Below are 24,643 nucleotides of genomic sequence, written 5' to 3'. Positions count from 1 at the left end.
TTTCACGCACAGTTTGCATGCGTGTCGGCGGGTACGACCTGCCGTGTAGCGAGGGTATTCCCGTCCCCGGCGTGATGATTGTTACTTCAGCTAACAATTGGGTTACGGTGCGGCCGAGCTCTTTACAGCGGGTCGTCGAGCTCCAGCTGCCGGATCTGCGGCAGATACGGATCCAGTTCGCCCGCCTCGAAACGGCACAATCCGATCACGTGCCAGAACTGGCCCGCCGTCAGGCCCTCGGTCTTGTAGCGGCCGTCCGGTGTGAAGGCCACCCAGCCCTCGGGCAGCCCGAGCAGGGTGCCGCGCGGCTGCGGAGCCGCGGCCGGATCCGTCAGCGACCACAGCATGATCGAACCGTCGTTCCCGGCGCTGGCCAGCAGCCGGCCCGACGGGGCGAAAGCCAAGGACCGCACCCGGTTCCGATGGCCGTAGAGGGTGTGCAGGTGCCGGCCGCCGGTGATGTCCCACAGGTTGATGACCAGATCGTCGCCCGCCGTGGCCAGCGTGCCCGACACCGGATCCACCGCCACGCACCACAGCCGCCCGCGGTGCAGGTCCAGCCGATGCAGCGGGGGACCGCCGGTCAGACTCCAGATCCGCACCGTGCCGTCCCAGGAGATGCTGGCCAGCCGGTCGCCATGGAAGACCACCCCGTAGACCCGGTGGCCGCTCGCGCCGGCGCGGACCGGGTCCGACAGCGTTTCCAGCAGCTCCCCGGACGCCACGTCCCAGAGCCGGACATGGCCGTCGTCGCAGCCGGTGGCCATGGTCGCCCCCGCCGCGTCGAAGGCGATCGAGCGCACCCGGCCGCGATGCTCGGCGCAGACGGCGTGCTCGCCGCCGGTCTCGCGGGTCCACAGGGTGACGGTGTCGTCGTCATTGGCGGTGGCGATGTAGCGGGCGGTCGGGTCGTAGGCGATGGCCCACACCGGGGCGGAGTCGACGGTGATGTCGCGTTCCGCGGTGGCGGCGTCGATATCGAACACCCGCAGCCGCCCGGCATTGCCGACCGTCACCAGCTGGGCGGGGTGGGCCGGGCTGAAGACACCGGACTCCAGGGTGATCAGCCCGTCCGCGGTGCCCTGCAGGCGCTGCGCCAGCCGTCCGGTGGCGGCGTCCCAGAGCCGCACGCTGCCATCGTTGCCGCAGCCCGCGAGCAGGGTGCCGTCGGCATTGAAGGAGACCGCGCGGACATGGCGACCGTGCCCGATGAGGGTGTGCAGGCGCTCGCCGGTGGCGGGATCCCAGATGCGCAGCGCGAACTGGTCGTCGGCGACGGCCAGCTGGGTGCCGTCGGGGCGGAAGGCGAAGGGCCAGATGGATCCGGTGTGGCCGGTGAGCCGGTGCAGCGGCGCGCCGGTGCGGCCGTCGCGCACGTAGACCGCGCCCGTGGTGTCGCCGGAGGCGAGCATGTCACCGGCCGGATCGAAGCCGAGCCAGTGGATGCGCGCACTGCCGTGTTCGGTGCGGGTGTGCACCGTCTCGCCGGTGCCGGTGTCCCACAGGCGAATTCCGCCCGCGGTGTCGCCGCTGGCCAGGATGGGCTCGACCGGGTGGAAGGCCATGGTGTACACGACGTCCCGGTGCCCGGCGAGGTCGCTGATCCGCCCGCCGGTGGCCGGATTCCACAGGCCCAGTACGCCGTCCGCGCCGCCGGCGGCGAGCAGCGCGCCCGCGGGATCCCAGCAGATGCGGCGGATCGGGCCCGGCGCGCCCCGGAAGCCGGCGACCTCGGCGCCGGTCGAGAGCTGCCAGATGCGCACCGCACCATCGTGATACGCGGCGGCCACCCGGTCGCGGTGGAAGGCGATGCTGTAGATGCGTTGGGGTCGGCCGTCCGGCGGCGGGAACTCGTGCAGCTGTTCGCCGTCGGGGAGCTGCCGGATGCGCAGCACCCCGGCCGCGTCACCGGTGGCGAGCAGCGTTCCGGCCGAATCGGTTTCCAGCGGCCACGGCCAATTCGCATGGCCGGACAGGATCTTTCGCACCGCCCCGCTGGCCGCGTCCCAGATCCGGACGGTGCCGTCGGCCGAACCGGTGACCAGGACCTGCTCGGTGTAGGCGACCGCGAAGGTGCGGGCGCGATGTCCGTGCAGGGTGCGCAGCGTGCGCCCGGTGTCGGCGCCGTAGACGACCACACTGCCGGAATCGCAGCCGACGGCGACGGTGCCGCCGTCCGGACTGTAGGCCAGCGGGCGGGGCAGCCGTCCGCTCTGCGCGTCCACCCCGTGCTTGACACCGATTGCGGCCGGGGCGAATTCGGTCAGCGGTGGGGTGCCCGGCACCCGCCCGGACCCGGCCAGTCCGGTGCCGACCGGGCTGCCGATCACATCCAGCAGGGCGGCCCGGGTCCAGCGGCTGCCCTCGCCGCGTGCCCCGGTGAGATCGGTGCGGGCCAGTCGCGCCCCGGTCAGGTCGGCGCGGCCGAGGTTGGCGCGCACCAGGGAGGCCTGATCCAGGTGCGCCCGATGCAGGCGGGCCCCGCGCAGGTCGGCGTTCTGCAGGTTGGCGCTGGTGAGCTGGACCTCGGTCATATCCGCTCCGCGGAGATCGGTGCCGACCAGAGAGGCCTGGTCGAGTTGCGCGCCCACCAATCGCACGCCGCGCAGGACCGCCTGGTCCAGCACCGCGCCGGTCAGCCGGGTCTCGGTCATGTTCGCGCCGGTGAAGTCGAGCTGTTGCAGATTGCGGAAGGACAGATCCTCCCGCGACAGGTCCAGCCCGCGCAGGTCCTTGTCGGGCGAGATGCGGAGCCGGGCCGCGATCCTGGCGGCATTGGTCCGGGTGATCTCGTGCTCGTCCGGATCGTCCAGGGTGCGCTCCACCCAGGCCTGCAGCAGCTCGACCTCGCCCAGATCACAGAGGAATTCGACGGCCAGCGGTTCCAGCTGCGCCTGCGCCAGCGGCGCGGGGGCGGTGACTCCGGTGCTCAGCTGGGCGGCGACCTGTTTGGCCACCAGCCAGTCCCGCACCGAGGAGTGGATGAAGCCGAAGCGGTTGTCCTCCGCCCGCACGATGAGGCTGCGGGAACCGAGGGTGTGCACGAACTGCGCGACATTGAGCCGGCCGTCGTCGATCTGCTCCACGGCGGCGTGCGCGACCTCGGTCAGCTCGGCCAGATTCAGGTACGGCCGCCCGGTCTCCCACACCCGCAACGCGAAATACGTGACGGCGAGCCATAGTTCGTCGATGCGCAGAGTGGGATGCGAGCCGGCGCGCTCGGGGGAGCGTTCGATCTCGTAGCCGAGCCAGCTGGTCAGGATCTCCTCGTAGAGCCGGGTCGGCCCGATGATGCGGCGGGCCCCGGCCGCGGTGCGCAGCCGCTGTTCGTCCAGATCGGCGATGAAGCTCAGCATGCGCGGGTTGCAGGCCAGCTCGAACAGGCCGGGAATGCCGCGCAGCAGCCGCATCCGGGCGTCGGCCGAGGGGCCTTCGGTGCCGTAGCGATTGACCAGGAAGGCGTGCACCTGCTCAGCGGTGAAGTTCTCCACGCTCAGCAGGTAGCGATCCGGATGGGGTTCCTCCTGGGTCTGCAGCGCGGTCGCGATCTGGTCGTAGGACTTGAAATGCTGGGTGCGCCCGGCCACCACGACCTTGGCCCGGCCCACCGCGGCCTGCAGCAGGGTGGCCATGTGCTCGGCGGCGCTGTCGTAGTTGAGGCGGGTGAGCAGTTCGTCGAAGCCGTCGAAGAGCAGCACCACCCGGCCCTGTTCGAGCATGTAGCGCAGGGCGCGCAGATCGATGCGGGATTCCCCGTTGTTGGCCAGGTGCGCGGCCAGCAGGGTGTCGAGGGAGCTGGTGCGGTCCAGGTCCCGCAGTTCGATGAGGATGGGGACGAGCCGGCCGGCGTTCGCGGTGATGCGGCGGGTCAGCTCGCGCAGGGCGAAGGTCTTGCCGAGCCCGAAATCGCCGAGCAGCAGCACGAATCGGCCGTCGTCGGCGGTCACCAGGCGCATGAGCTCGGCGACCAGGTCGCTCTGCACCTCGCGGCCGTGCGGGGCGAGCATGCGGAAGCGTTGCGGCACATACAGATCGGGCGCGTAGGCGGGGTCGTCGTGCAGGCGCGCCGACTGTTTGCGCAGGTAGTCGCCGAGATTGGCCATGCCCTGGAAGTCGGGGAAGCTGCGGATCCGCACGCCCTCGGCGGCCGCGCGGTCGAGCAGTTCCCGGCTCGGCGCGGGACCCAGGTAGATGAGCTGGGAGCCGGGTTTCGGTTCCGGGCCGAGGAATTCGTCGAGGACCTGGCCGGTCACCTCGCCCACGTGCACGCCGATGATGAGCTGCTCGATCACCGGCTCGGATTTCACGGTGACCAGCAGGTACGGCGGGTCGGAGGCGATGCGGCGGATGCGCGCCCCGGGATAGCGAACCTCGCACACCTCGGCGACCTGCTCCAGCAGCATGTCGTGCGGCCGGGCGGTCTCGCTCGCCCGGAGCTCGGGCCGGCGGGGTTCGGGCGGGGGTGGCGGCAGCTCCGGGGGCGTGGCCCGGCTCGACAGCGCGACAGCGCAATTCGTCCAGGTGAGTTGTTGCAGGGCGGGGGTCTCGAAGGATTCGTCGCACCGGTGGCGGGTCAGTCCGGCGGCGGTGATGTGGAGGAGTTCGGCCTGGCCCGGGGCGGGAGCCGGCAGCACGGGCAGGGTGCCGGTGGGATGGGCGAGCGAGCGGCCCGCCCGGCCGGGGCCGCGCAGCAGCAGGTTCAGGCGCGGGCCCAGGCGGCGGAAGGTGCGTTCGGCGTCGCGGAGCACGCCCGGGTCGTACGGTGAGACGTTCGGGCCGGGTGCGGGATCGTGGCGGACGACGCCCAGCCGGAACCAGCCCTGCGCCTCCTGGACGCGCAGGTGCTCGGCGAACCAGTCCTTCTGCTCGGTGCCCACGGAGCCGTAGTCGTCCTCGGGGCGGTGCGTGGCAGCCATGGTGGAGTTCAGACCGGCCACCACGAGCCGCAATTCGGGCACCGGGAACAGGGTCCAGGGCTGGCCCACATCGAAGACCAGATGGTCGAGTCCGCGGTACAGGGTGTTGAACATCTGCTCGAACAACCGCAGTTTCGCGTAGTAGGGCGGCCGGGGGAGGCGGTCGTTGGCCTCGCAGTCGAGGAAGTGGGCCCGGCAGAGGAGTCGGGAGATGTCGTGATTGCCGGGGACTACGACCAACCGGTCGGGCTCCAGCTTGAGCAGGACCCGCAGTCCCGTGAGAAACGAGACGGCCTTGCGGAATTCGGCCGGATGGGCGGACTCGGTGAGGTCACCGCTCACCACGATCAGATCCGGCGCGGGGGCCTGCCGGTCGATGAGCTCGGTGACCGCGCCATAGATATGTGACTGCAGGCCTTCGGGATCGGCGGGAACATCGGCGGACGACAGGGTGCGGCCGAACCGCGGGCCACCGACATGCAGGATCGACAGCCCCGCATGCGGACGACTCGCCGCCGTGTCCCCCGGAAAGGCCGGCGGCGACAGCGGGCGCCGGCGGACCGGGGTGGATTCCGGTGCCGGAGACCAGATGTCGTCCGCGCGCGGGTCCGGCTGCCGCCGCGGCGCCCACCGGTCCGAGAGCATCCGCTCGACCCGGTCCACTACCGTCCGCCGCATCTCGGTCGCATCGCTCACTCCGAGCAGATCGAGGGACGCGACACCCGTGGGCAGCCACTCCAGCGCACACTCGCTGACCCGAACCGCCAGCAGCTTCCCCGGATCCACATCCAGCGCGGCCTGCCACTCCCGGTTCGCGTGCCGCGAGGACACATAGTCCCGCGTCAGCACCGCCACCACCAGATCGGACTCCCGCACCCCGCGCTGCACGAAGTCCGCATAGTTGGTCGCCGGATCGAAATCCCACGACGACACCACGGTTCGATACCGCGCCTCGGCATGCTCCAACTGCCAGGCCAGCCAGATGGCCCACCGCTCGTCGGCCGGTGAGTAACTCGTGAAGAGCATCCGCGACCGCCCACCCCACAGCGTCACCCTGCCAGTATCCCGCCATCGAAAGCGTCGCGAGGCCAATCGAATTGACCTCTGTGGGATTCCTTGGCCTGCGCGACAGTTCTCAGCCGGTGCGACCCTCCCGCCGATCCTGCGATCATTGGCCAATGCCCGAACAGCTGGAATCCGATCACCGATGAGCGCGTTCCAAGTACTCGTTCCAGCGGCCGCCTGCGTGCAGGCCGTCATGGCCGTGGCAGCAGCAGTGATCACTTTGGCCGCGATTCGTGGCGTCGAGCCAGGTCAGCGCCCTGCGGCGATCATCAGCGTGGCGGAGTTGATCTCGGCGCTCCGCGGTCGAAAGCGGCCTCACCCCAAGGGAAAGCGACATGCGTAGCGCGGAAGAGGTGGAACGGCCGACGGGCTCGTGGCGGCCAAGTGTGCTGGATTCAGTTCGAATCGGGCTGCTGATCATCGGCTTGCTCTGTGTGGCAACGGGACTGCTGCCACGACATGAGGCGGCGGAGAACATGCGGCGGATCGCGCCGTTGTTGTTGTTTCTGGGCAGTGTGATCGTGCTGGCGAATCTGGCTCGGCGGGCCAAGGTGTTCGATGTGATCGCGCATCGGCTGGCGATCATTGCCGGTGGGAACTATGCCGGGTTGTTCCTGCTGTGCGTGCTGTTCGCGTCGACCACGACGACGGTGCTGAATCTGGATACGACCGCGGTGCTGCTGACACCGGTGATGATCGCGCTGGCGGGGCCGGCGCGGATTCCGCCGTTGCCGCTGGCCATGACGACGCTGTGGCTGGCGAATACGGCGAGCCTGTTGCTGCCGGTGTCGAATCTGACCAATCTGCTGGCGGCGGATCGGGTAGCACTGGACGCGACCGGTTTCGCAGCCAGAATGTGGCTGCCGCAACTGCTTTCGATCGCGGTGACCATGCTGTGCCTGTGGTGGTGGTACTGGCGGCGGTCGCAGCGCGGGGCCGACCGGTATGTGGTGCCGGAGCCGATCCGCCCGGCGGATCTGCGGGAACGGGTGCTGCTGTACGCGTCCGGGGGCGCGTGTGTGCTGTTCGTGCTGGCCATTCCGTTCGTGGGGGATCGGATCGGGATCGCGGCCACGGTGGCCGCGGCCATCGCGGTGCTGGCCTTCGCCATCTGCGACCGGTCGGCGCTGCGCCTGTCGTTGTTTCCCTGGCAGCTGCTGGTTTTCGTGTCCGGGCTGTTCCTGGTGGTGCCCACGCTGTCCGCGCACGGCCTGTCGACGGTGATGGATCATCTGATCGGGCAGGACTCCAGCGGTCCCAGCGTGTTCCGGGCCGCCGGTGCGGGCGCGGCGCTGTCCAATGTCGTCAACAACCTGCCCGCCTACACCGCGGGCGAGGCCGTGATCTCCCCGGGTGAGCGGAACCAGTTGCTGGCCTTGCTGATCGGCACCAACGCGGGCCCGGTGATCACCCCGTGGGCCTCCCTGGCCACGCTGCTGTGCCTGGAGTTCTGCCGCACCCACGCGGTACGGGTCCCCATGCGCCGGTTCCTGCTGACCGGCCTGGTGCTGGCGGTGGCCGCGACCGCCGCCGCCACCGCGGGGCTGCTGCTCACCGGCTAGAACGTATGCACCGGGCGCAGTGCGTATTCCACGATCTCGATGACGTCGTCGTCGGTGTACACGGCGGGCAGGGGTAGGCCGAGGCTCTCCAGCAGTCTGCGCACCTGCCCGATCGTCGGCTCGCTCGGCGGCCGCAGATCGGCGTCGCGACTGAGCTGCACCGGCTGGGCCTGTTTGAAGCTCACCGCCAATTCCCGGGTGAAATCCGAATACTGGGGCTTGCCGCGCTCGAACAGCAGCGCCGGGGTTTTCGAGCCGCGCTGATTCATGATCACCACGTTGTCCGACATGTCCCAGCGGTAGGTCGACAGCGTCGACGACAGCCCGAGTTCGACGGTCAGGAACTCCGACTGCTGCCGATACCAGGCGCAGGCCAGCGCCGTGGCGTAGGACTGCTTGCGAATGCGGTCGGCCGTCCACGGCCGCCCGCCGGCATCGCCCTGCGGCTGGAGCGAATTGCGGTACTGCGCGTCCGCCAGGCACAGCTGCTCATTGCCCGGGTCCAGGACCTCCACCCGCAGATTCAGCAGGTGGCTCTCGTCCCGCGCCCGCCCGAGGAAATACGGCAGCGTCACCGCGCGCAGATAGGTTCCGGTGCCGCCCTTGTAGATCCAGTTGTCGGTGTCCCGCCGGGCCCGCGCGTGCGCCTGATCGATCTCCGCGCCGTGCAGCAGCCGGACCGCCGCCAGTTCCCGGACCAGCCGGGAGGTCCGATTGCGGTCGCGCAGCAGGGTGAGCGCGAGCAGGCTCAGCACGAGCAGCGTCGCTCCGCTCACCGCGTTCAGATTGGCGAACTTGTCGAAGGTCTCGACCACAATGGCCGTGGCCGCCACGACCAGCGTCACGACACCGTCGATATTGAGCCGGATCCAGGTCACGAACCGCGTCATCACCGCGTCCTCCCCCGCAGTAGTGCACCCAGGATAGGTGGCCGACCCGACACGGCGCAGCGAACCGGCGCACCCGGATGCGGCGTAGCATGACCGAGCGGTAACAGGGCAGAGTGCCGGTCGGCCCGCGCAATCACTAAGGAGCACATGGTGGGACAGGTCAGCGCCTCCAGTTCGATCGTCGTCGCGGCGGATCCGAAGCGCACCCTCGACGCGATCGCCGATTACGAGACAGTGCGGCCCAAGATCCTCTCCGCGCATTACCGCGACTACAAGGTGGTCGAGGGCGGCCAGGGCGCCGGCACCGTCGCCGAGTGGACGCTGCAGGCCACCGAGAAGCGCTCCCGCAATGTGCGTGCGGCCGTCTCGGTCTCCGATTCCATGGTGACGGAACGGGATTCGAACTCCTCCATGGTCACCGCCTGGACCGTGACCCCCTCGGGCACCGGCTCGCTGGTCACCGTGCGCACCACCTGGAAGGGCGCGGGCGGCATCGGCGGCATCTTCGAGGGCATCTTCGCGCCGCTCGGCCTGAAGAAGATCCAGGCCGAGGTGCTCGAGAACCTGAAGCGCGAGCTCGCCTAGCGAGCGGGGGTCAGCCCTCGCCGCCGATATCGAAGAGGTTGCCCTCCGGGTCCGCCAGCGTCGCCCACTTCACGCCGTATTCGTCGAAGTCCGCGAGATGTTTGGCCCCGAGGGCAACCGCGCGCTCGACCTCGGTGGTCAGGGCGCTGCCCGCACTCAGGTCGACGTGCACGACGTTCTTGCCCGGGTTCTTGTCCGGCACCTGGACGAACATGAACGTCGGGGTGGCGGCGGCGTCGCCGATGGTCGCGAAATGCTCGTTCGCGCCCTCGTCGACCGGGCGGTCCAGCAGCTGCGCGTAGAAGCCCGCGAGCGCGGCGGCGTCGTGGCAGTCGAAGACGATATTGCCGAGGGACAGTGCCATGGATTCTCTCCTTCTTCAGAGCCGGCCGATGGGCCAGCAGACTTCGGTGCGGTAGTCGGCGGGCTCGGCGTCACCGGGCCCGACCAGGTAGATCTCGCGCACGGGTTCGGCGAGCGCGGTGTCGTGGTCGGCCACATGGCTGCCCAGCGCGCCATAGGTGCGGTCGAATTCGGTGAACGGGCCCGCATGGACAGCGATGGCGAACCGGCGGGCGGGCAGGTCGAGCACGGTCCCGGCGTCGACGCGGTCCCGGTGCCGCTCGTCGATGGGCACGAAGGTGACGACTTCGCCCCGGTCGTATTCGAAGAACTCCGGCGCGTAGGTGGCGCCGCCCGGTCCGGCGGGTGCGAGGTTCGCGGCGGCCAGTTGCGCGTACATGGTTCCGTAGCTGTGCTCACACCACGCATCGCAGTCCTCGCGCGCCACCTCCGCCGTCATGGCCAGCGCCGGATAGCTTGCGACGGAACGGTATTCGACGCTGATCCCGGTCGACGGCAGCAGCAGCGCCCGGAGCGAGGCCACCACATCGCGGGTGCGCACCAACTCGGCCTCCATCCGCTCGAGATGCGCCCGGATGGCCGCGTCCCGCGCCGCCTGATCCGGGGCGGCCATCACCGCCTTGATCTCCGGCAGCGGCATGTTCAGCTCGCGCAGCCGCTTGATCAGGTGCGCCTGGTCCACCTGCTCGGTCGAATAGAACCGGTAGCCGGAGCCCGGGTCGATCGCCACCGGGGCCAGCAGGTCGATCTCGTGGTAGTACCGCAGCGTCTTGATGGTCAGGTAGGTGAGCCGGGAGAACTCGCCGATCGGAACCGTTGCCGTCATGCCCTTAGCGAACACCCTCCAGCGAGGGGAGAGTCAAGCAGCGCGGCGCGCGTCGCCGACTAGGCTGGGGAGCGATCACCATCCCCCAGGAAGGACGCGCCGTGCAGCCCGGTGAAGGTTTCGATTTCCAGCAGTTGATGGCCCAGGCCCAGCAGATGCAGCAGGCCGTCATGGCCGCGCAGCAGGAGATCGCGGAGTCGGAGGTCGAGGGCGAGGCGGGCGGTGGCCTGGTGCGCGCCCGGATCCGCGCCACCGGCGAGGTGCTGGCGCTGACCATCGACCCGAAGGTGGTCGATCCAGAGGATGTGGACACGCTGCAGGATCTGATCATCGGCGCGCTCAACGACGCCATGGAGACCGCGCAGAACCTGGCCGCCGAGCGGCTGGGCCCGCTGGCCGGCGGTCTCGGCGGCGGCGCGCTGCCCGGACTCTGATCGGGGCTGGGTAGGTGTACGAGGGTCCGGTTCAGGATCTCATCGACGAGTTGGGCAAGCTGCCCGGCGTCGGCCCGAAGAGCGCGCAGCGCATCGCGTTTCATCTGCTCTCGGTGGAGCCGCCGGAGATCGACCGGCTGCAGGCGGCCCTGCAGAAGGTCCGGGACGGCGTGCGGTTCTGCGCCGTCTGCGGCACCGTCTCCGACGGTGAACTGTGCCGTATCTGCGCCGATCCGCGCCGCGACCGCACCATGATCTGCGTGGTCGAGGAGCCCAAGGATGTGCAGGCCATCGAGCGCACCCGGGAATTCCGCGGGCGCTATCACGTGCTCGGCGGCGCGCTCGACCCGCTGTCGGGTATCGGACCGGACCAGTTGCGTATCCGGGAATTGCTGACCCGCATCGGAAATCAGGACGACGGCGTGGATGTCACCGAGGTGATCATTGCCACCGATCCGAATACCGAGGGCGAGGCGACGGCCACCTACCTGGTCCGCATGCTGCGCGATTTCCCGGGACTGAGCGTGACGCGCCTGGCCTCGGGGCTGCCCATGGGCGGCGATCTGGAATTCGCCGACGAATTGACCCTGGGCCGCGCCCTTTCCGGGCGGCGCGCCCTGTAAGTGATGTACCGGGATCGGGTTATGTCCAGGTCGGCGGCGCGGGGAGCGCCGCCGGCTGCGGGCAGGGAATGTGTTGAACGTTCCTGGGGATATCGGCTCCGGCCCCGCTGGCGTGCAATGCCACGGCGATAGCGAAAGTAGCCGCCAAACCGGCCACGACTGCCAAGCCCTTACGCAAGGTCCCGTTCTTCAAGGATGGGCGTAGCTTCGACAAACGTAGCTTCATGTTTCGCTCCTCGCCTCGGTGAGTAATGCGTACAAGCTCGGAAACACCGCGTGCAATTAGCGAAATGCTAGCTTTCCTGCGCGTGCGCAGCCTTCATTCCGGGGGGTTGGAAGTGGAAATTGAAATCGGTCCGTTATTCGACGGTCAGAACGTGAGACGCTGCCAATCCAGTGCGGCGAATCCCGAACGATCTCCGGTGGCCCATCCCCAGATGAGATCGGCCACAATTCGCGGGTCGTTCGCGGTGGCGGCGAAATGCTTGTCGGCGGACCCGTCCCGGTATTCCAGGTCGTAATGCCCGTCCTGATGCCGATAGGTCTGGATGTAGATCTGATCTCCGGTTTCCACGATCAGATACGGACCGGGCTGTTCCAGCTCCGGAATCCACAGCTCCACCAGTTGCCGTGTCAGGTACGGGAATTCGCCCGCCCCGCCGTGCGTGACGGCGGCCGTGACCGATTCGGCCGGATCCACCAGCCAGGCCAGCTGCGGGTCCCACAGCGCGTAGTCGTGCGGGGTGCCCAGTTCGAACAGCAGCCCGCGCACATGGCCGATGGCGTCGTAGGGGGTGGAGACGAACAGGGCGTCGCCGAGCACGCCGTCGCCGGCGGGCGAGCCCAGGAAGCTGTCCGCCTCGGGCAGTTCGCCATTGCGCTCGTCCAGCTCGGCCGCGATCTCGGTGACGGCGTCACCGGCCGGCCTGCCGTCCTGCGCGGTCAGATACGTGTCCACCTCGGCGGGGGACACGGCGGCTCCGGAGGGCAGCAGAACGAGGTCGTAGCTCACCCGGCCAGGCTAGCTGTCGGAGAAACTCCAGCGTGTCCCGGCCTTCGCATGGTGAACTGGACAGATGGGGATCAAGGTTTCCCTCGAACATCGCACCACCTATTCCTTCGACCATCCCGTGCGCGTCCATCCGCACGTGGTCCGCCTGCGGCCAGCCCCGCACACCCGCACCGCCATCGAGGCGTACTCGATGCGGGTGAGCCCCGGGAACCACTGGGTGAACTGGCAGCAGGACGCGTTCGGGAATTTCCTGGCGCGCTTGATCTTCCACGAGCCCACGCCGGAACTGTCCATCGTGGTCGGGCTGATCGCCGACATGGACGCCATCAATCCCTTCGATTTCTTCGTCGAGGAGCACGCCGAGCATTTCCCGTTCGGGTATTCGCCGCAGTTGTCCGCGGACCTCGAGCCCTATCTGCGGCCGGTGGACGAGGGTGAATCCGGGTCCGGCCCCGGCGCTTCGGTACGGGACTGGGTGCGCCGCCACACGCCGGCGGATCGGCCGCGGACCATCGACTTCCTGATCGCGGTGAATCAGGCGCTGCGCCACGATGTCGCCTACACCGTCCGGATGGAACCGGGCGTGCAGTCGCCGGATCACACGCTGCGCGCCGCCCTCGGCTCGTGCCGGGATTCGGCGTGGCTGCTGGTGTCCGTCCTGCGGGAGTTCGGGCTGGCCGCCCGCTTCGTCTCCGGGTATCTCATCCAATTGGCCCAGGACGTACCGTCTCTGGACGGACCCTCCGGGCCGCCCGCCGATTTCACCGACCTGCACGCCTGGACCGAGGTGTACCTGCCCGGCGCGGGCTGGGTGGGCCTGGACCCCACCTCCGGCCTGTTCGCGGGGGAGGGCCACATTCCGCTGGCCGCCACCCCGCATCCGGTCTCATCGGCGCCGATCACCGGATCCACCGACCCGGTCGCCGCCAGCCTCGACTTCTCCAATACCGTGCGCCGGATCCACGAGGATCCGCGAGTCACCCTGCCCTACACCGATTCCCAGTGGGAGCGCATCCGCGCCGCGGGCGCGGTCGTGGACGCCCGCACCGAGGCCGCCGGGATCGGGCTCACCATCGGCGGTGAACCCACCTTCGTCTCCCTCGACGATCAGACCGGTCCGGAATGGACCACCGAGGCCGACGGCCCGCGCAAGCGCGAACGCGCCGCCGACCTGGCCGAGCGCCTGCGCCGCATCTACGCCCCGACCGGCCTGGTGCAATACCGCCAGGGCAAGTGGTATCCGGGAGAACCCCTGCCGCGCTGGGAAATCGCCATGACCTGGCGCGACGACGACGAACCACTGTGGCGGCACCCCCACCTGCTCGCGCATCCCTGGCTCCCGCAGGCCGGCGACGCGGGCGAGGCCGCCGCGGCGACACCCGGCACGACCGAACAGCGCAGGGCCGCGCGCGCGGTGATCGCCCACATCGCCCGGGGCTTGGGCCTGCCGGACGGTCAGGTGCGGCCCGCCTACGAGGATTCGCTGCTCCGGATGGCCGCCAAGGCCGCTGTGCCACAGGGTGATCCGGTCGGTGCCGACGAGGATCTGGACAGCGGCGGGGATTCGGCGTCGGCGCGCAGCGCGCTGCTGGCTCGGCTGGATGCCGCCGTCGGCGAGCCCGCCGCCTACGTGCTGTCGCTCTATCGCCGGGACGACGAGGCCGGGTGGGCGAGCGCCGACTGGAAGCTGCGGCGCGGTCGAATCGTCTTGACGGAGGGCGATTCCCCGGCCGGACTCCGGTTGCCGCTGCGGTCCGTCACCTGGAACGCGCCACCGCCGCGACCCGAGGCGGACCCGTTCGCGCCGCGCCCGCCGCTGGCCGCGGATGAGCCGCCCGCGGTGGTGGAGTCCGCCGAGCGCGCGCCGATCACCGCGCTGGTCGCCGAGGTCCGCGACGGCCGGCTGTTCGTATTCCTGCCGCCCGTCGAGGAATTCGGCGCGTTCTGCGATCTGGTGCGCCGGGTCGAGGAGGCGGTCGCCGCGGTCGGGCAGCCGGTCGTGCTGGAGGGTTATCCGGCCCCGGTGGACGGCCGGTTGCCTACCTTGTCCCTGGCGCCCGACCCGGGCGTGATCGAGGTGAACGTCCAGCCCACCACCGGTTTCGCCGAGCAGTCGCGGCTGCTGGAGACGCTCTACGAGCAGGCCCGGCTGGCCCGGCTGAGCACCGAATCCTTCGATGTGGACGGCACCGACCGCGGCACCGGCGGCGGCAATCACATCACGCTCGGCGGCCGCACCCCGGCGCACTCGCCCCTGCTGCGCCGCCCGGACCTGCTGGTGTCGCTGCTCACCTACTGGCAGCGGCATCCGGCGCTGTCCTATCTGTTCTCGGGCCGCTTCATCGGCCCGACCTCCCAGGCGCCCCGCGTCGACGAGGGCCGTGCGGACGCGCTCTACGAACTGGAGATCGCCTTCGCCGAGATCGCTCGCCTGAGCCGGGCCGCCGACCCCGACGAGCCGGCCGCGCCGCCCTGGGCGGTCGATCGCGCGCTGCGCCACCTGCTCACCGATCTCACCGGCAATACCCACCGCGCCGAATTCTGCATCGACAAGCTCTACAGCCCGGATTCGGCGCGCGGGCGCCTCGGACTGGTGGAACTGCGCGGCTTCGAGATGCCGCCGCACTTCCGCATGGCCATGGTGCAGTCGCTGCTGGTGCGGGCGCTGGTGCTGCGGTTCTGGGAGCACCCCTACACCGCGCCGCTGCTCCGGCACGGCGCCAACCTGCACGGGCGCTACCTGCTGCCGCATTTCCTGCAGGCCGATATCGCCGAGGTGGCGGCCGATCTGCGCGCGCACGGCATCGAGTTCGACACCAGCTGGCTGGATCCGTTCTCGGAGTTCCGTTTTCCCCGCTTCGGCACGGTGGTACTCGGGGATATGGAAGTGGAACTGCGCGGGGCGATCGAGCCGTGGAACACCCTCGGGGAACAGACCACCGCCTCCGGGACCGCGCGATACGTGGACTCTTCGGTCGAGCGCCTGCAGGTCCGGGTGACCGGGGCGGACCGCGACCGGTATGCGGTGACCTGCAACGGTTTCCCGCTGCCCCTCATCCCGGCCGGGCGGGCGGACGTGCAGGTCGCGGGCGTGCGGTATCGGGCGTGGCAGCCGCCGGAGTCCCTGCATCCCACGGTCACGGTGGACGCGCCGCTGGTCTTCGACGTGGTCGAGCTGCAGACCGGCCTGTCCCGCGGCGGCTGCACGTATCACGTGAGCCATCCGGGCGGCATGTTCTATGCCGGGCCGCCGGTGAATTCGGTGGTGGCGCAATCCCGGCGCAATCGGCGATTCGAATCCTCCGGGCACACCCCGGGCCCGGTGGATATCGCCGATTTGCGTGCCAAAATGGCCATACAGGCGACAGACGTCGGGGCGCCCGGAATACTCGATCTGCGCCGGGCGCGGACCGTGTGGGGCGTCGTCGGCGATCGATAGGCATACCCGGGGAAGTGGTAGCGGTGACAGTGCTCGACGCAGTGCCACCCGGCGAGGAGTTCGCGAATTACCGTGCCGCCGCGGCCGATACCGGCGCCCGCGACGCCTGCGGCCTGGCCACCGGCGGCTTCTACGACGAACTCGTCGATCACAACGGTCGCTTGCGCGGCCTGTGGGCCGACCTGTCCGCCGACTTCCTGGAGCAGGGCCGGGCCGGACTGCACCGCATCGACGGCCGGGTCCGGCGGCTGATCGAGGACGACGGCATCACCTACACCGAACTGACGGGCTCCGACGGGGCCGCGACGCCCTCGCCGTGGCGGCTGGACCCGATTCCGCTGCTGCTCTCCGACACCGAGTGGGCGGCGCTGGAATCCGGTGTGGTGCAACGTTCCCGGCTGCTCGACGCGGTGCTCACCGACGTGTACGGCGCGCGCCGCACCCTCACCGAGGGGCTGCTGCCGCCGCAGGTGGTCTTCGCGCACCGCGGCTATGTCCGTGCCGCGCACGGTATTTCACTGCCGGGGCGGCATCAGCTGTTCCTGCACGCCTGCGATGTCAGCCGCTGGAGCGACGGCGGCTTCCGGGTGCTCGCCGACTGGGCGCAGGCCCCTTCCGGCGCGGGCTACGCGCTGGCCGACCGCCGCGTGGTGTCCGCCGCCATTCCCGAGGCCTTCGAGCTGGCCGGCCCGCGTCCGCTCACCCCGTTCGTGCGGGCCATGCGGCTCATGCTCATCGAGGCCGCGCCGCGGGGCGCCGACGAGGACCCGGTGGTCGTGGTGCTGAGCCCGGGCGTGCACTCCGAAACCGCCTTCGATCAGGCGTATCTGGCCTCCGTGCTGGGCTTCCCGCTGGTGGAGAGCGCCGACCTGGTGGTGCGCGACGGCCGGCTGTGGATGCGCTCGCTGGGCACGCTCGAACGGGTCGACGTGGTGCTGCGCCGCGTGGACGCCGAGTTCTCCGATCCCCTGGACCTGCGACCGGATTCGCGCCTGGGCGTGGTGGGCCTGGTGGAGGTGCTGCGGCGCGGCGCGGTCACCGTGGTCAACACCCTGGGCAGCGGACTGCTGGAGAATCCGGCGCTGGCCACGTTCCTGCCGCGCCTGTCACGGCGGCTGCTGGACGAGGAACTCATCCTGCCGGGCATCGAATCCTACTGGGGTGGAGACGATTCCGAACGCTCCCACCTGACGGCCAACCTGCACCGCCTGATCCTGCGCTCCACCGTGGACGGCACCACGATCTTCGGGCCCATCCTCACCGCCGTGCAGCGCGCGCAGTGGCGGGCCCGCATCGAGACCGAGGGCTGGAAATGGGTCGGCCAGGAACCGGCCCGCTTCTCGGTCGCCCCCGCGGTCGACGGCTCCGGCGGGCTCGCCGCCGCCCCCGTCGCCGTCCGCCTGTTCTCCCTGGCCGGACGCGTCGGATACCGCATCATGCCGGGCGGATTGGGGCAGCTGCATCAGCAGGGCGGACCCGAGGGCACAGTGGGAGAGGCCGCCGCCAAGGACGTCTGGGTGCGCGCCGCGCCCGCCGCCGTCCCGGCCGTGCCCGCGGCCACCGCCGAGGTACCCGAAGAGCGCGAGCGCCGGGTCGTCGCGGTCGCCCCGATGGACGTGGTCAGCTCGCCGCGCGTGCTCAACGACCTGTTCTGGCTGGGCCGCTACGGCGAACGCGCCGAGGTCACCGTGCGCCTGCTCAGCGCCATCCACGAACGCCACCAGGACTACCGCTACCGGCCGTGGCTGGAGGGCGCGGAGGCCATGCCCATCCTGATGGCCGCCCTCGCCCGCATGACCGGCACGACCCCGGCCGAGCCGAAGCTGCCTGCCGTGCCGAAACCGACCGCCGTGCAAGCTGATTCGCCGGAGCTCCGGCGCAGACGCCGCCAGCCGCAGGCGCAGTCCGCTGCGCGGACCCGATCCGGATCCCAGCCGCCGCGGCGTCGCGAGTACTCCGACGAGCCGACCGTCCCGATCGCGCTGCCCGGCGCGTCCCGCCGCGACCACGACTACCTGGTCTCGCTCACCGTCGACCGCGAGGTTCCCGGCTCGGTCGCGTTCTCCGTGGAGCGCTACGCGAAAGCCGCACGCGCCGTGCGTGATCAGCTCTCACCCGACACCTGGATGGTGCTCGGCTCCATCGATCGTGCCCTGTCGGAGTACCGGGCCGTGCGCGGCGATCGTGGCGCGGCGCTGTCGGCCGTGCACTCCCGCGCCCTGTCCGCCCTGCTGTCGCTGACCGGCATCGACGCGGAATCGACCGTGCGGGACACGGGGTGGCACGTCATGGACATCGGGCGGCGCGTCGAGCGCGCGCTGGCGCTGTCGGCCCTGCTGACCTCCGCCCTCACCGACGCCTACCCGCCGGAGGTCGGCCGGGTGGTGACCGACGCGGTCCTGCAGGCCACCGTCTCCGCGGTGAGTTACCGCCGCCGCCACGGTGATTCGGTCCGCATCGCCGCCGTCGCCGGACTGCTGCTGTTCGACGGGCACAACCCGCGCTCGCTGGCCTACCAGCTGGAACGCCTCGAGGCCGACTTCCCGGCGCTGCCCGGGGCCTCCGGATCCTCACGCCCGCAACGACTCCTGGCCGATGCCCAGCGCATGCTGCGCCGCGTCGACCCGGCCGAGCTGGAGACCGTCGCCGACGGCCGCCGCACCGAACTGGCCGAGCTGCTCGACGGCGTCCACCTGCGGCTGCGCAAACTCTCCGAATCCTTCGAGGCGAGCCGGCTGTCGGTGCCGCGCGAGATCCAGCCGCTGTGGGGCTCCGCCCGGGTGGTGGGCTGATGCGCCGCTACCGGGTGCTGCACCGCACCGTCTACCTGTACTCGGACGTGGTCAGCAGCTCCTACGGCCGCGCCTACCTGACACCGCGCGAGTTTCCGGGACAGCGGTTGCTGTCCCACGACATTCGCGTCGATCCCGTGCCGTCGGACCGATCGGTCGGCACCGACGTGTACGACAACACCACCCTCTATTTCCACGTCACCGCCGAACACCGCCGCCTGGAGGTGACCGGCGAATCCCTCGTCGAAGTCGGCGCGCCCGCCGCGCCGGCCGCCCAGCCGGCCTGGGAGCAGGCGCGCCCGAACGCCGAGAACGGCCCGCTCGCAGTGGAATTCACCCTCGACCTGACCCCGCCCGAGATCATCCCCGAGGTCGCCGCCTACGCCGCCGAATCCTTCCCGCCCGGCCGCCCGCTGCTGGACGCGGTGTGGGAACTGACCACGCGCATCCACACCGACTTCGCCTATGAATCCGGCTCCACCACCGTCAGCACCAGCGTCGCCGACGTCTTCGCCGCCCGCCACGGCGTCTGCCAGGACTTCGCCCGCCTCGGTATCGCCTGCCTGCGCTCTCAGGGTCTGGCCGCGCGCTATGTCTCGGGCTACCTGTCCACCGATCCGCCCCCCGGCAAGGAACGCATGGTCGGCGCGGACGCCACCCACGCCTGGGCGGCGGTCTGGCTCCCCGGCGCCGCCGGGCACTGGATCGGCTTCGACCCCACCAACGACCAGTTCGCCGACGACCGCTACGTCACCGTCGCCTGGGGTCGCGACTACGCCGACGTGCCGCCCCTGCGCGGCATCATCTATACCGATGCCAAGGAATCGACCATCACCGTGTCGGTCGATGTGGCACCCATCGGCGCCGATGAGTGACACGCCCGGGCTGTGGCGCCCGCCCTCCCCTGCTTCCGAGCATCTATTGCGCCCCTGTAAACTCGTCGCCATCATGCAGCGGGCACTTCTCCTCGGCCGCCGCGACGGGGTCTGATTCGGACCGGCTCCCGTCGCGGGGATCTGCCGTGCCGGTCTACCCCATACCTGGGATCCAGCCACACCCTCGGAGATAAATCGCCATGTCAGCCGCTGACGCTTTCGTATCCGGTACCCGGTCCATCACCGCGCCGTCCAAGCCCGCGCCCGCCGACCAGCCGGCCTGGAACACACAGAAGAACTCCTCCATGCCGGTCTTCCGGTATCGGCCCTTCGCCGAGGAGGTCGAGCCCGTCACCCTGCCCGACCGCACCTGGCCGGACAAGATCATCGACCGCGCGCCCGGCTGGTGTGCCGTGGACCTGCGCGACGGCAACCAGGCGCTGATCGACCCGATGAGCCCCGCCCGCAAGCGTCGCATGTTCGACCTGCTGGTGCGCATGGGCTACAAGGAGATCGAGGTCGGCTTCCCGTCCGCCTCGCAGACCGACTTCGACTTCGTCCGCGAGATCATCGAGGACGGCGCGATTCCGGCCGACGTCACCATCCAGGTGCTGACCCAGTCCCGGCCCGAGCTGATCGAGCGCACCTTCGAGGCCTGCGCCGGCGCCGCCAATGTGATCGTGCACTTCTACAACTCGACCTCGATCCTGCAGCGCCGCGTGGTCTTCCGTGCCGACCGCGACGCCGTCAAGAAGATCGCCACCGACGCCGCGAAGCTGTGCCTGGAGGTCGAGAAGCGCTACCCGGACACCAACTGGCGCTACGAGTACAGCCCGGAGTCCTACACCGGCACCGAGCTGGACTACGCCCGCGAGGTGTGCGACGCGGTCTCCGAGATCATTGCGCCGACCCCGCAGAAGCCGCTGATCATCAACCTGCCCGCGACCGTGGAGATGGCGACGCCCAACGTCTACGCCGACTCCATCGAGTGGATGCACCGCAACCTGGCCCGCCGCGACTCCATCGTGCTGTCGCTGCACCCGCACAACGACCGCGGCACCGCCGTGGCCGCCGCGGAACTGGGCTACCAGGCCGGCGCCGACCGCATCGAGGGCTGCCTGTTCGGCAATGGCGAGCGCACCGGCAATGTCTGCCTGGTGACGCTGGGCATGAACATGTTCTCGCGCGGCATCGACCCGCAGATCGACTTCTCCAACATCGACGAGATCCGCCGCACGGTCGAGTACTGCAACCAGCTGCCGGTCGCCGAGCGCCACCCGTACGGCGGCGACCTGGTCTACACGGCCTTCTCCGGATCGCACCAGGACGCCATCAACAAGGGCCTGGACGCCATGAAGGCCGCCGCCGACGCGCAGGGCGCCGACGTGGACGACATCGTGTGGGAGGTCCCGTACCTGCCCATCGACCCGAAGGACGTCGGCCGCACCTACGAGGCCGTGATCCGGGTGAACTCGCAGTCCGGCAAGGGCGGCGTGGCCTACATCATGAAGACCGATCACGGGCTGGTGCTGCCGCGCCGCCTGCAGATCGAGTTCTCGCAGGCCGTGCAGAAGATCACCGACGGCGAGGGCGGCGAGGTCACCCCGAAGGAGATGTGGGACGTCTTCTCCGAGGAGTACCTGACCCCGATCCTGCCGCTGGAGCGCATGCGCCAGAAGGTCACCGCCGCCGAGACGGACGGCGGTGTCGACCACATCGACGCCGTGGTGAAGGTGGACGGCGTCGAGCACGCCATCTCCGGTGAGGGCAACGGCCCGCTGGCCGCCTTCGTCGACGCGCTGGCCACCATCGACTACGACGTGCGCGTGCTGGACTACAGCGAGCACGCCATGTCCTCCGGCGACGACGCCCAGGCCGCGGCCTACGTCGAATGCGCCATCGGCGATCAGGTCACCTGGGGTGTCGGCATCGCCACCTCCATCACCACCGCCTCGCTGCGCGCGGTCGTCTCCGCGGTCAACCGCGCTGCCCGTAGGGCCTGAGGGATTGCTCCCGATCCTCGCGAACGTGACGACCGATTTCGCGAGGATCGGGGTAACTCACCGGGTACGTCCAGAATTGGTTCGGCACCCGACGCAGGCACGCATGCAGGAGTGAAAACGGCACTCAGCCGTGCGCCGAAGCTGCGGGGAGGCGGCTCTGCCTCGCCGCGTCCGGAGGGGGCAACAATGCTAGCGTTGGGACGCATTAGCGCCGAGCTCTCTGTTCGAGCCGTCGAGCAGATGGGGGACACGTGACCACGAAAGATCAGAATTCGACCTCGAAGCCTGTGCAGGGCAAGGGGGTTACCGACGACGCCGTCGAGGTGGCCGATGTCGAGGCCGAGCAGGACGCGGTGAAGGCCGACGGACCGGCCGAGAACAACGGCGCGGCGAGCGATTCCGAGGAGCAGGTGGCCGGATTCTTCCCGCCGGTGCCGGATTCGATCGACCAGGCCCTGCCGCATCCGGGTGAGGGCCCCCACCCCTTCGCACCGCCCAACGGCCCCTTCCCGGGGCCCTACGGTGGGCCGGACGGCCACAACCCGTTCGCGGGCGACGGCCACAATCCGTTCGCGCCGGGCGGTCCCGGGCCGTACGGCCAGCCGGGCTTCCCGCCCGCCGGCGCGTTCCCGCCGCCGGATGCCGGGCAGTTCGCGCCGCCGCCGAATCCCGGTGTGCCGGGCGGTTTTCCGCCGCCGGGTGCACCGCTGGGCGAGGTGCGCGATCAGACGCCCTACGGCGAGATCCGGCAGGAGATCGGCAGCGACGGCATGGTGCGCCGGGTGTTTACCGAGCCGCCCGGCGTGCCGGGTGACGGTGAGAAGCCCGGAGCGCCGGGACATTTCGGTGGTCCGGGCCAGCCGGGGCAGTTCGCGCCGTCCAATGATCAACCGGGCGGGCCGATCTACAGCTGGTCGCCGCCCCCGGCCGCGCCGCCGCAGACCCAGCTATCCCAGCCGCAGCCCCAGGTGGGTTTCCAGCCCGGCTGGAATCCGCAGCCGCAGCAGGGTTTTCCACAGCAGCAGGGTGCTTTCGGGCAGCAGTTCGGGCAGCAGCCGATGCCCCCCGGGCATTCGGTCAATGATCTGAACCTGTTGAAGCGGGCCAAGCGGGCGCCGCGCAGCGGGTGGCGGCGAGCCGTGCACAAGGCGTCCGGCGGTGCCATCAACCCGGGCGAGTCGGCCGCGGACGTGGTGTACCGACAGCTGGTGGACCGGGTGAACCAGCCGGTCCGCGGGGACTACCGGATCGCGATCCTGTCGCTCAAGGGCGGCGTCGGAAAGACCACCACCACGGTCGGTCTGGGCTCCACCTTCGCCTCGCTGCGCGGTGACCGGGTGATCGCCATCGACGCCAACCCGGACCTCGGAACGCTGGCGCACCGCGTGCCCCGGCAGACCCGCTCCACGGTGCGAAATCTGTTGGAGGACGGGCACATCTCGCGGTATTCGGATGTGCGCGCCCACACCTCGCAGGCGCCCAGCCGACTGGAAGTGCTTGCCAGTGAACAGGATCCGGCGGTGTCGGAGGCGTTCTCCGAGGCGGACTACCGCAAGGCCATCGGCATCCTGCAGCAGTTCTACAACATCATCCTCACCGACTGCGGCACCGGCCTGATGCACTCGGCCATGTCCGGCGTGCTGGATATGGCCAGCTCGCTGGTGCTGGTGACCTCCCCGGCCATCGACGGCGCGCGCAGTGCCTCGGCCACCCTGGACTGGCTCGACCACCACGGCTACCACAAGCTGGTGGAGCGAACCGTGGTGGTGGTCAACGCCTCTCGCAAGGGTTCCTCCACGGTGGACCTGGACCAGCTGCGCAAGCTGTTCCTGGACCGCACCCGCGCGGTGCAGGTCGTCCCGTTCGACGACCACCTGGCCGAGGGCGCGGAGATCGACCTGGAACTGGTCGGCAAGCCGACGCGGCGGGCCCTGCTGGAACTGGCCGCCATGGTGGCCGACGATTTCGGCTATCAGGCTGCGCAGCAAGGGTTCCCGCCGCAGGGCGGCTTCCAGCAGCAGCCCCCGCAGGGCGGATTCGCGCCGCAGCAGGGCGGCGGTTACCCGCCGCAGGGTGACGGTGGCTATCCGCCGCACGGCGACGGTGGCTATCCGCCGCACGGCGACGGTTTCCGGCCGCAGGGCTGATCCGGTATCGAACGACGAAATGCCCCGCAGTTCAACGGAACCGCGGGGCATTTCCTATGAGTCGGCCCGGAAAGGGGAGCGGGTCAGCCCCGGACCAGCGGAGCCAGGGCGCGACCGGCGAGTTCGACCGCGCCGGCCTCGTGACCGTTGGTGACCATGTTCACGATGATGCCGTCGATGCCCTGGTCGAGCACCCGGGACTGAATCTGCTCGGCGACCTGGTCCGGGGTGCCGACGAACTGGCGGTCCGCCGGGGTGTTGCGCAGGGCTTCGTTCGGCAGCGCGCCCAGATCGGTGATCCCGATGCGGGCCAGCATCTCGGCCTGGGTCTTGCGGGCGCGGTCGCCGTCCTCGTCCACGATGACGAACGCCAGGAAGCTGGTCTCCAGGGTCTTCGGGTCGCGGCCCACCTCGTCCAGGCGCGCGTGCAGGGCCTCGAGCTTGCGGGGGATCTCCGAAGCATTGCAGATGATGTTGAGGTGGTCGGCGAAGCGGGCGGCCAGGCCGAAGGTCTTCTTCTCGCCGCCGCCGCCAAGCAGGATCGGCAGGTCGTCACGCACGCGCGGCTCGTTCATGGCGTTGTTCGTGCGGTACCACTTGCCGTCGAAGGTGGAGTGCTGCCCGCGCAGCATCGGGGTGATGATCTCGAGGGCCTCCTCGAGCTTCTCGAACCGCTCGGTGAAGGTGCCGAAGTCGAAGCCGTAGGCCTGGTGCTCGAGCTCGAACCAGCCCGCGCCGATGCCCAGCACGGCCCGGCCGCGGCTCACCACGTCGAGGGTGGTGACGGTCTTGGCGGTGAGCGCCGGATTACGGTAGGTGTTGCCGGTCACCAAGGCGGACAACTGGATTCGCTCGGTCGAGGCGGCCAGGCCGGACAGCGCGCTGTACGCCTCCAGCATGGGCTCCTCGGGCGCGCCGAGCAGCGGCAACTGGTAGAAGTGGTCCATGACGAAGGCCGCGTCGAAGCCGGCCGCCTCGGCCTCCCGTGCCTGCGCCACCACCGCCGGGAACAGGTCCCGCGGCGCGACCCCGTAGCTGAAGTTCGGCATCTGATACCCGAGTCGAATGCTCATGCCGCAAAGGTAGGACCTGGAGTGCGCTCCAAGTCAAC

15 protein-coding genes are annotated in these 24,643 nt (G+C 70.0%); 9 read left to right on the top strand and 6 right to left on the bottom strand.

Annotated features, from left to right (window positions below; translation table 11 throughout):
* Positions 1–122: 122 nt before the first annotated feature.
* On the bottom strand, positions 123–5,969 hold the full coding sequence (locus tag ACWEQQ_RS00940) for a WD40 domain-containing protein (protein ID WP_452346707.1): 5,847 nt from the start codon (positions 5,967–5,969) through the stop codon (positions 123–125).
* 347 nt (positions 5,970–6,316) lie between these two features.
* Here ACWEQQ_RS00940 and ACWEQQ_RS00935 point away from each other — a divergent pair, with 347 nt between their 5' ends.
* A complete protein-coding gene (locus tag ACWEQQ_RS00935) occupies positions 6,317–7,543 on the top strand; it encodes an SLC13 family permease (RefSeq protein ID WP_452339775.1) in 1,227 nt (408 codons plus the stop codon).
* On the opposite strand, the gene ACWEQQ_RS00930 is transcribed toward ACWEQQ_RS00935, so the two are convergent.
* Positions 7,540–8,433, bottom strand: coding sequence for a hypothetical protein (locus ACWEQQ_RS00930; RefSeq protein ID WP_452346706.1), 894 nt, complete (start codon positions 8,431–8,433; stop codon positions 7,540–7,542). The genes ACWEQQ_RS00935 and ACWEQQ_RS00930 overlap by 4 nt on opposite strands.
* Positions 8,434–8,583: 150 nt before the next feature.
* Here ACWEQQ_RS00930 and ACWEQQ_RS00925 point away from each other — a divergent pair, with 150 nt between their 5' ends.
* Entirely contained in the window at positions 8,584–9,018 is a 435-nt protein-coding gene (locus ACWEQQ_RS00925) for an SRPBCC family protein (RefSeq protein ID WP_452346705.1), read from the top strand.
* A gap of 10 nt (positions 9,019–9,028) precedes the next feature.
* On the opposite strand, the gene ACWEQQ_RS00920 is transcribed toward ACWEQQ_RS00925, so the two are convergent.
* Together ACWEQQ_RS00920 and ACWEQQ_RS00915 are read right to left on the bottom strand one after the other, a co-directional pair.
* On the bottom strand, positions 9,029–9,382 hold the full coding sequence (locus ACWEQQ_RS00920; protein WP_452346704.1) for a VOC family protein: 354 nt from the start codon (positions 9,380–9,382) through the stop codon (positions 9,029–9,031).
* A gap of 15 nt (positions 9,383–9,397) precedes the next feature.
* On the bottom strand, positions 9,398–10,207 hold the full coding sequence (locus tag ACWEQQ_RS00915) for a MerR family transcriptional regulator (protein WP_452339772.1): 810 nt from the start codon (positions 10,205–10,207) through the stop codon (positions 9,398–9,400).
* 101 nt (positions 10,208–10,308) lie between these two features.
* Between ACWEQQ_RS00915 and ACWEQQ_RS00910 the strand changes: the two genes are divergently transcribed.
* A complete protein-coding gene (locus ACWEQQ_RS00910; RefSeq protein ID WP_354838861.1) occupies positions 10,309–10,641 on the top strand; it encodes a YbaB/EbfC family nucleoid-associated protein in 333 nt (110 codons plus the stop codon).
* Positions 10,642–10,655: 14 nt separating this feature from the next.
* The gene (gene recR / locus ACWEQQ_RS00905) at positions 10,656–11,264 is read left to right on the top strand and encodes a recombination mediator RecR (protein WP_033090831.1); all 609 of its coding nucleotides are present in this window, start codon (positions 10,656–10,658) and stop codon (positions 11,262–11,264) included.
* A 370-nt stretch (positions 11,265–11,634) separates the two neighbouring features.
* On the opposite strand, the gene ACWEQQ_RS00900 is transcribed toward recR, so the two are convergent.
* On the bottom strand, positions 11,635–12,276 hold the full coding sequence (locus tag ACWEQQ_RS00900) for a hypothetical protein (RefSeq protein ID WP_452339771.1): 642 nt from the start codon (positions 12,274–12,276) through the stop codon (positions 11,635–11,637).
* A gap of 64 nt (positions 12,277–12,340) precedes the next feature.
* Between ACWEQQ_RS00900 and ACWEQQ_RS00895 the strand changes: the two genes are divergently transcribed.
* The 5 genes from ACWEQQ_RS00895 to ACWEQQ_RS00875 all read left to right on the top strand — a co-directional run bounded on the left by ACWEQQ_RS00895 (position 12,341) and on the right by ACWEQQ_RS00875 (position 23,532).
* Positions 12,341–15,715, top strand: a complete 3,375-nt coding sequence (locus ACWEQQ_RS00895) for a transglutaminase family protein (protein ID WP_452346703.1) — start codon at positions 12,341–12,343, stop codon at positions 15,713–15,715.
* A 23-nt stretch (positions 15,716–15,738) separates the two neighbouring features.
* Positions 15,739–18,507 carry a circularly permuted type 2 ATP-grasp protein gene (locus tag ACWEQQ_RS00890; RefSeq protein ID WP_452346702.1) on the top strand — a complete coding sequence of 923 codons (2,769 nt, stop codon included), beginning with the start codon at positions 15,739–15,741 and terminating at the stop codon, positions 18,505–18,507.
* Entirely contained in the window at positions 18,507–19,382 is an 876-nt protein-coding gene (locus ACWEQQ_RS00885) for a transglutaminase family protein (protein ID WP_452346701.1), read from the top strand. Before ACWEQQ_RS00890 ends, ACWEQQ_RS00885 begins: the two co-directional genes overlap by 1 nt.
* 200 nt (positions 19,383–19,582) lie before the next feature.
* A complete protein-coding gene (gene leuA, locus ACWEQQ_RS00880; protein WP_452339767.1) occupies positions 19,583–21,385 on the top strand; it encodes a 2-isopropylmalate synthase in 1,803 nt (600 codons plus the stop codon).
* A gap of 251 nt (positions 21,386–21,636) precedes the next feature.
* Positions 21,637–23,532 (top strand): nucleotide-binding protein, encoded by a 1,896-nt coding sequence (locus ACWEQQ_RS00875; protein ID WP_452346700.1) that lies wholly within the window; start codon positions 21,637–21,639, stop codon positions 23,530–23,532.
* An 83-nt stretch (positions 23,533–23,615) separates the two neighbouring features.
* Here the strand turns inward: ACWEQQ_RS00875 and ACWEQQ_RS00870 are convergent, their stop codons facing one another.
* On the bottom strand, positions 23,616–24,605 hold the full coding sequence (locus ACWEQQ_RS00870; RefSeq protein WP_452346699.1) for an LLM class F420-dependent oxidoreductase: 990 nt from the start codon (positions 24,603–24,605) through the stop codon (positions 23,616–23,618).
* Positions 24,606–24,643 lie beyond the last annotated feature (38 nt).

This window comes from Nocardia sp. NPDC004123 (genome assembly GCF_053603795.1).
The sequence above is the reverse complement of the archived record's forward strand: the minus strand, read 5'-3'. Positions and strand labels throughout refer to the sequence as shown.

What these genes read in the sequence shown, in the direction of transcription:
- ACWEQQ_RS00935 (WP_452339775.1), top strand. Translation starts at nt 6,317, where the DNA reads ATGCGTAGCGCGGAAGAGGTGGAACGGCCGACGGGCTCGTGGCGGCCA.
- ACWEQQ_RS00930 (WP_452346706.1), bottom strand. Translation starts at nt 8,433, where the DNA reads ATGACGCGGTTCGTGACCTGGATCCGGCTCAATATCGACGGTGTCGTG.
- ACWEQQ_RS00920 (WP_452346704.1), bottom strand. Translation starts at nt 9,382, where the DNA reads ATGGCACTGTCCCTCGGCAATATCGTCTTCGACTGCCACGACGCCGCC.
- ACWEQQ_RS00915 (WP_452339772.1), bottom strand. Translation starts at nt 10,207, where the DNA reads ATGACGGCAACGGTTCCGATCGGCGAGTTCTCCCGGCTCACCTACCTG.
- ACWEQQ_RS00895 (WP_452346703.1), top strand. Translation starts at nt 12,341, where the DNA reads ATGGGGATCAAGGTTTCCCTCGAACATCGCACCACCTATTCCTTCGAC.
- ACWEQQ_RS00885 (WP_452346701.1), top strand. Translation starts at nt 18,507, where the DNA reads ATGCGCCGCTACCGGGTGCTGCACCGCACCGTCTACCTGTACTCGGAC.
- leuA (WP_452339767.1), top strand. Translation starts at nt 19,583, where the DNA reads ATGTCAGCCGCTGACGCTTTCGTATCCGGTACCCGGTCCATCACCGCG.
- ACWEQQ_RS00870 (WP_452346699.1), bottom strand. Translation starts at nt 24,605, where the DNA reads ATGAGCATTCGACTCGGGTATCAGATGCCGAACTTCAGCTACGGGGTC.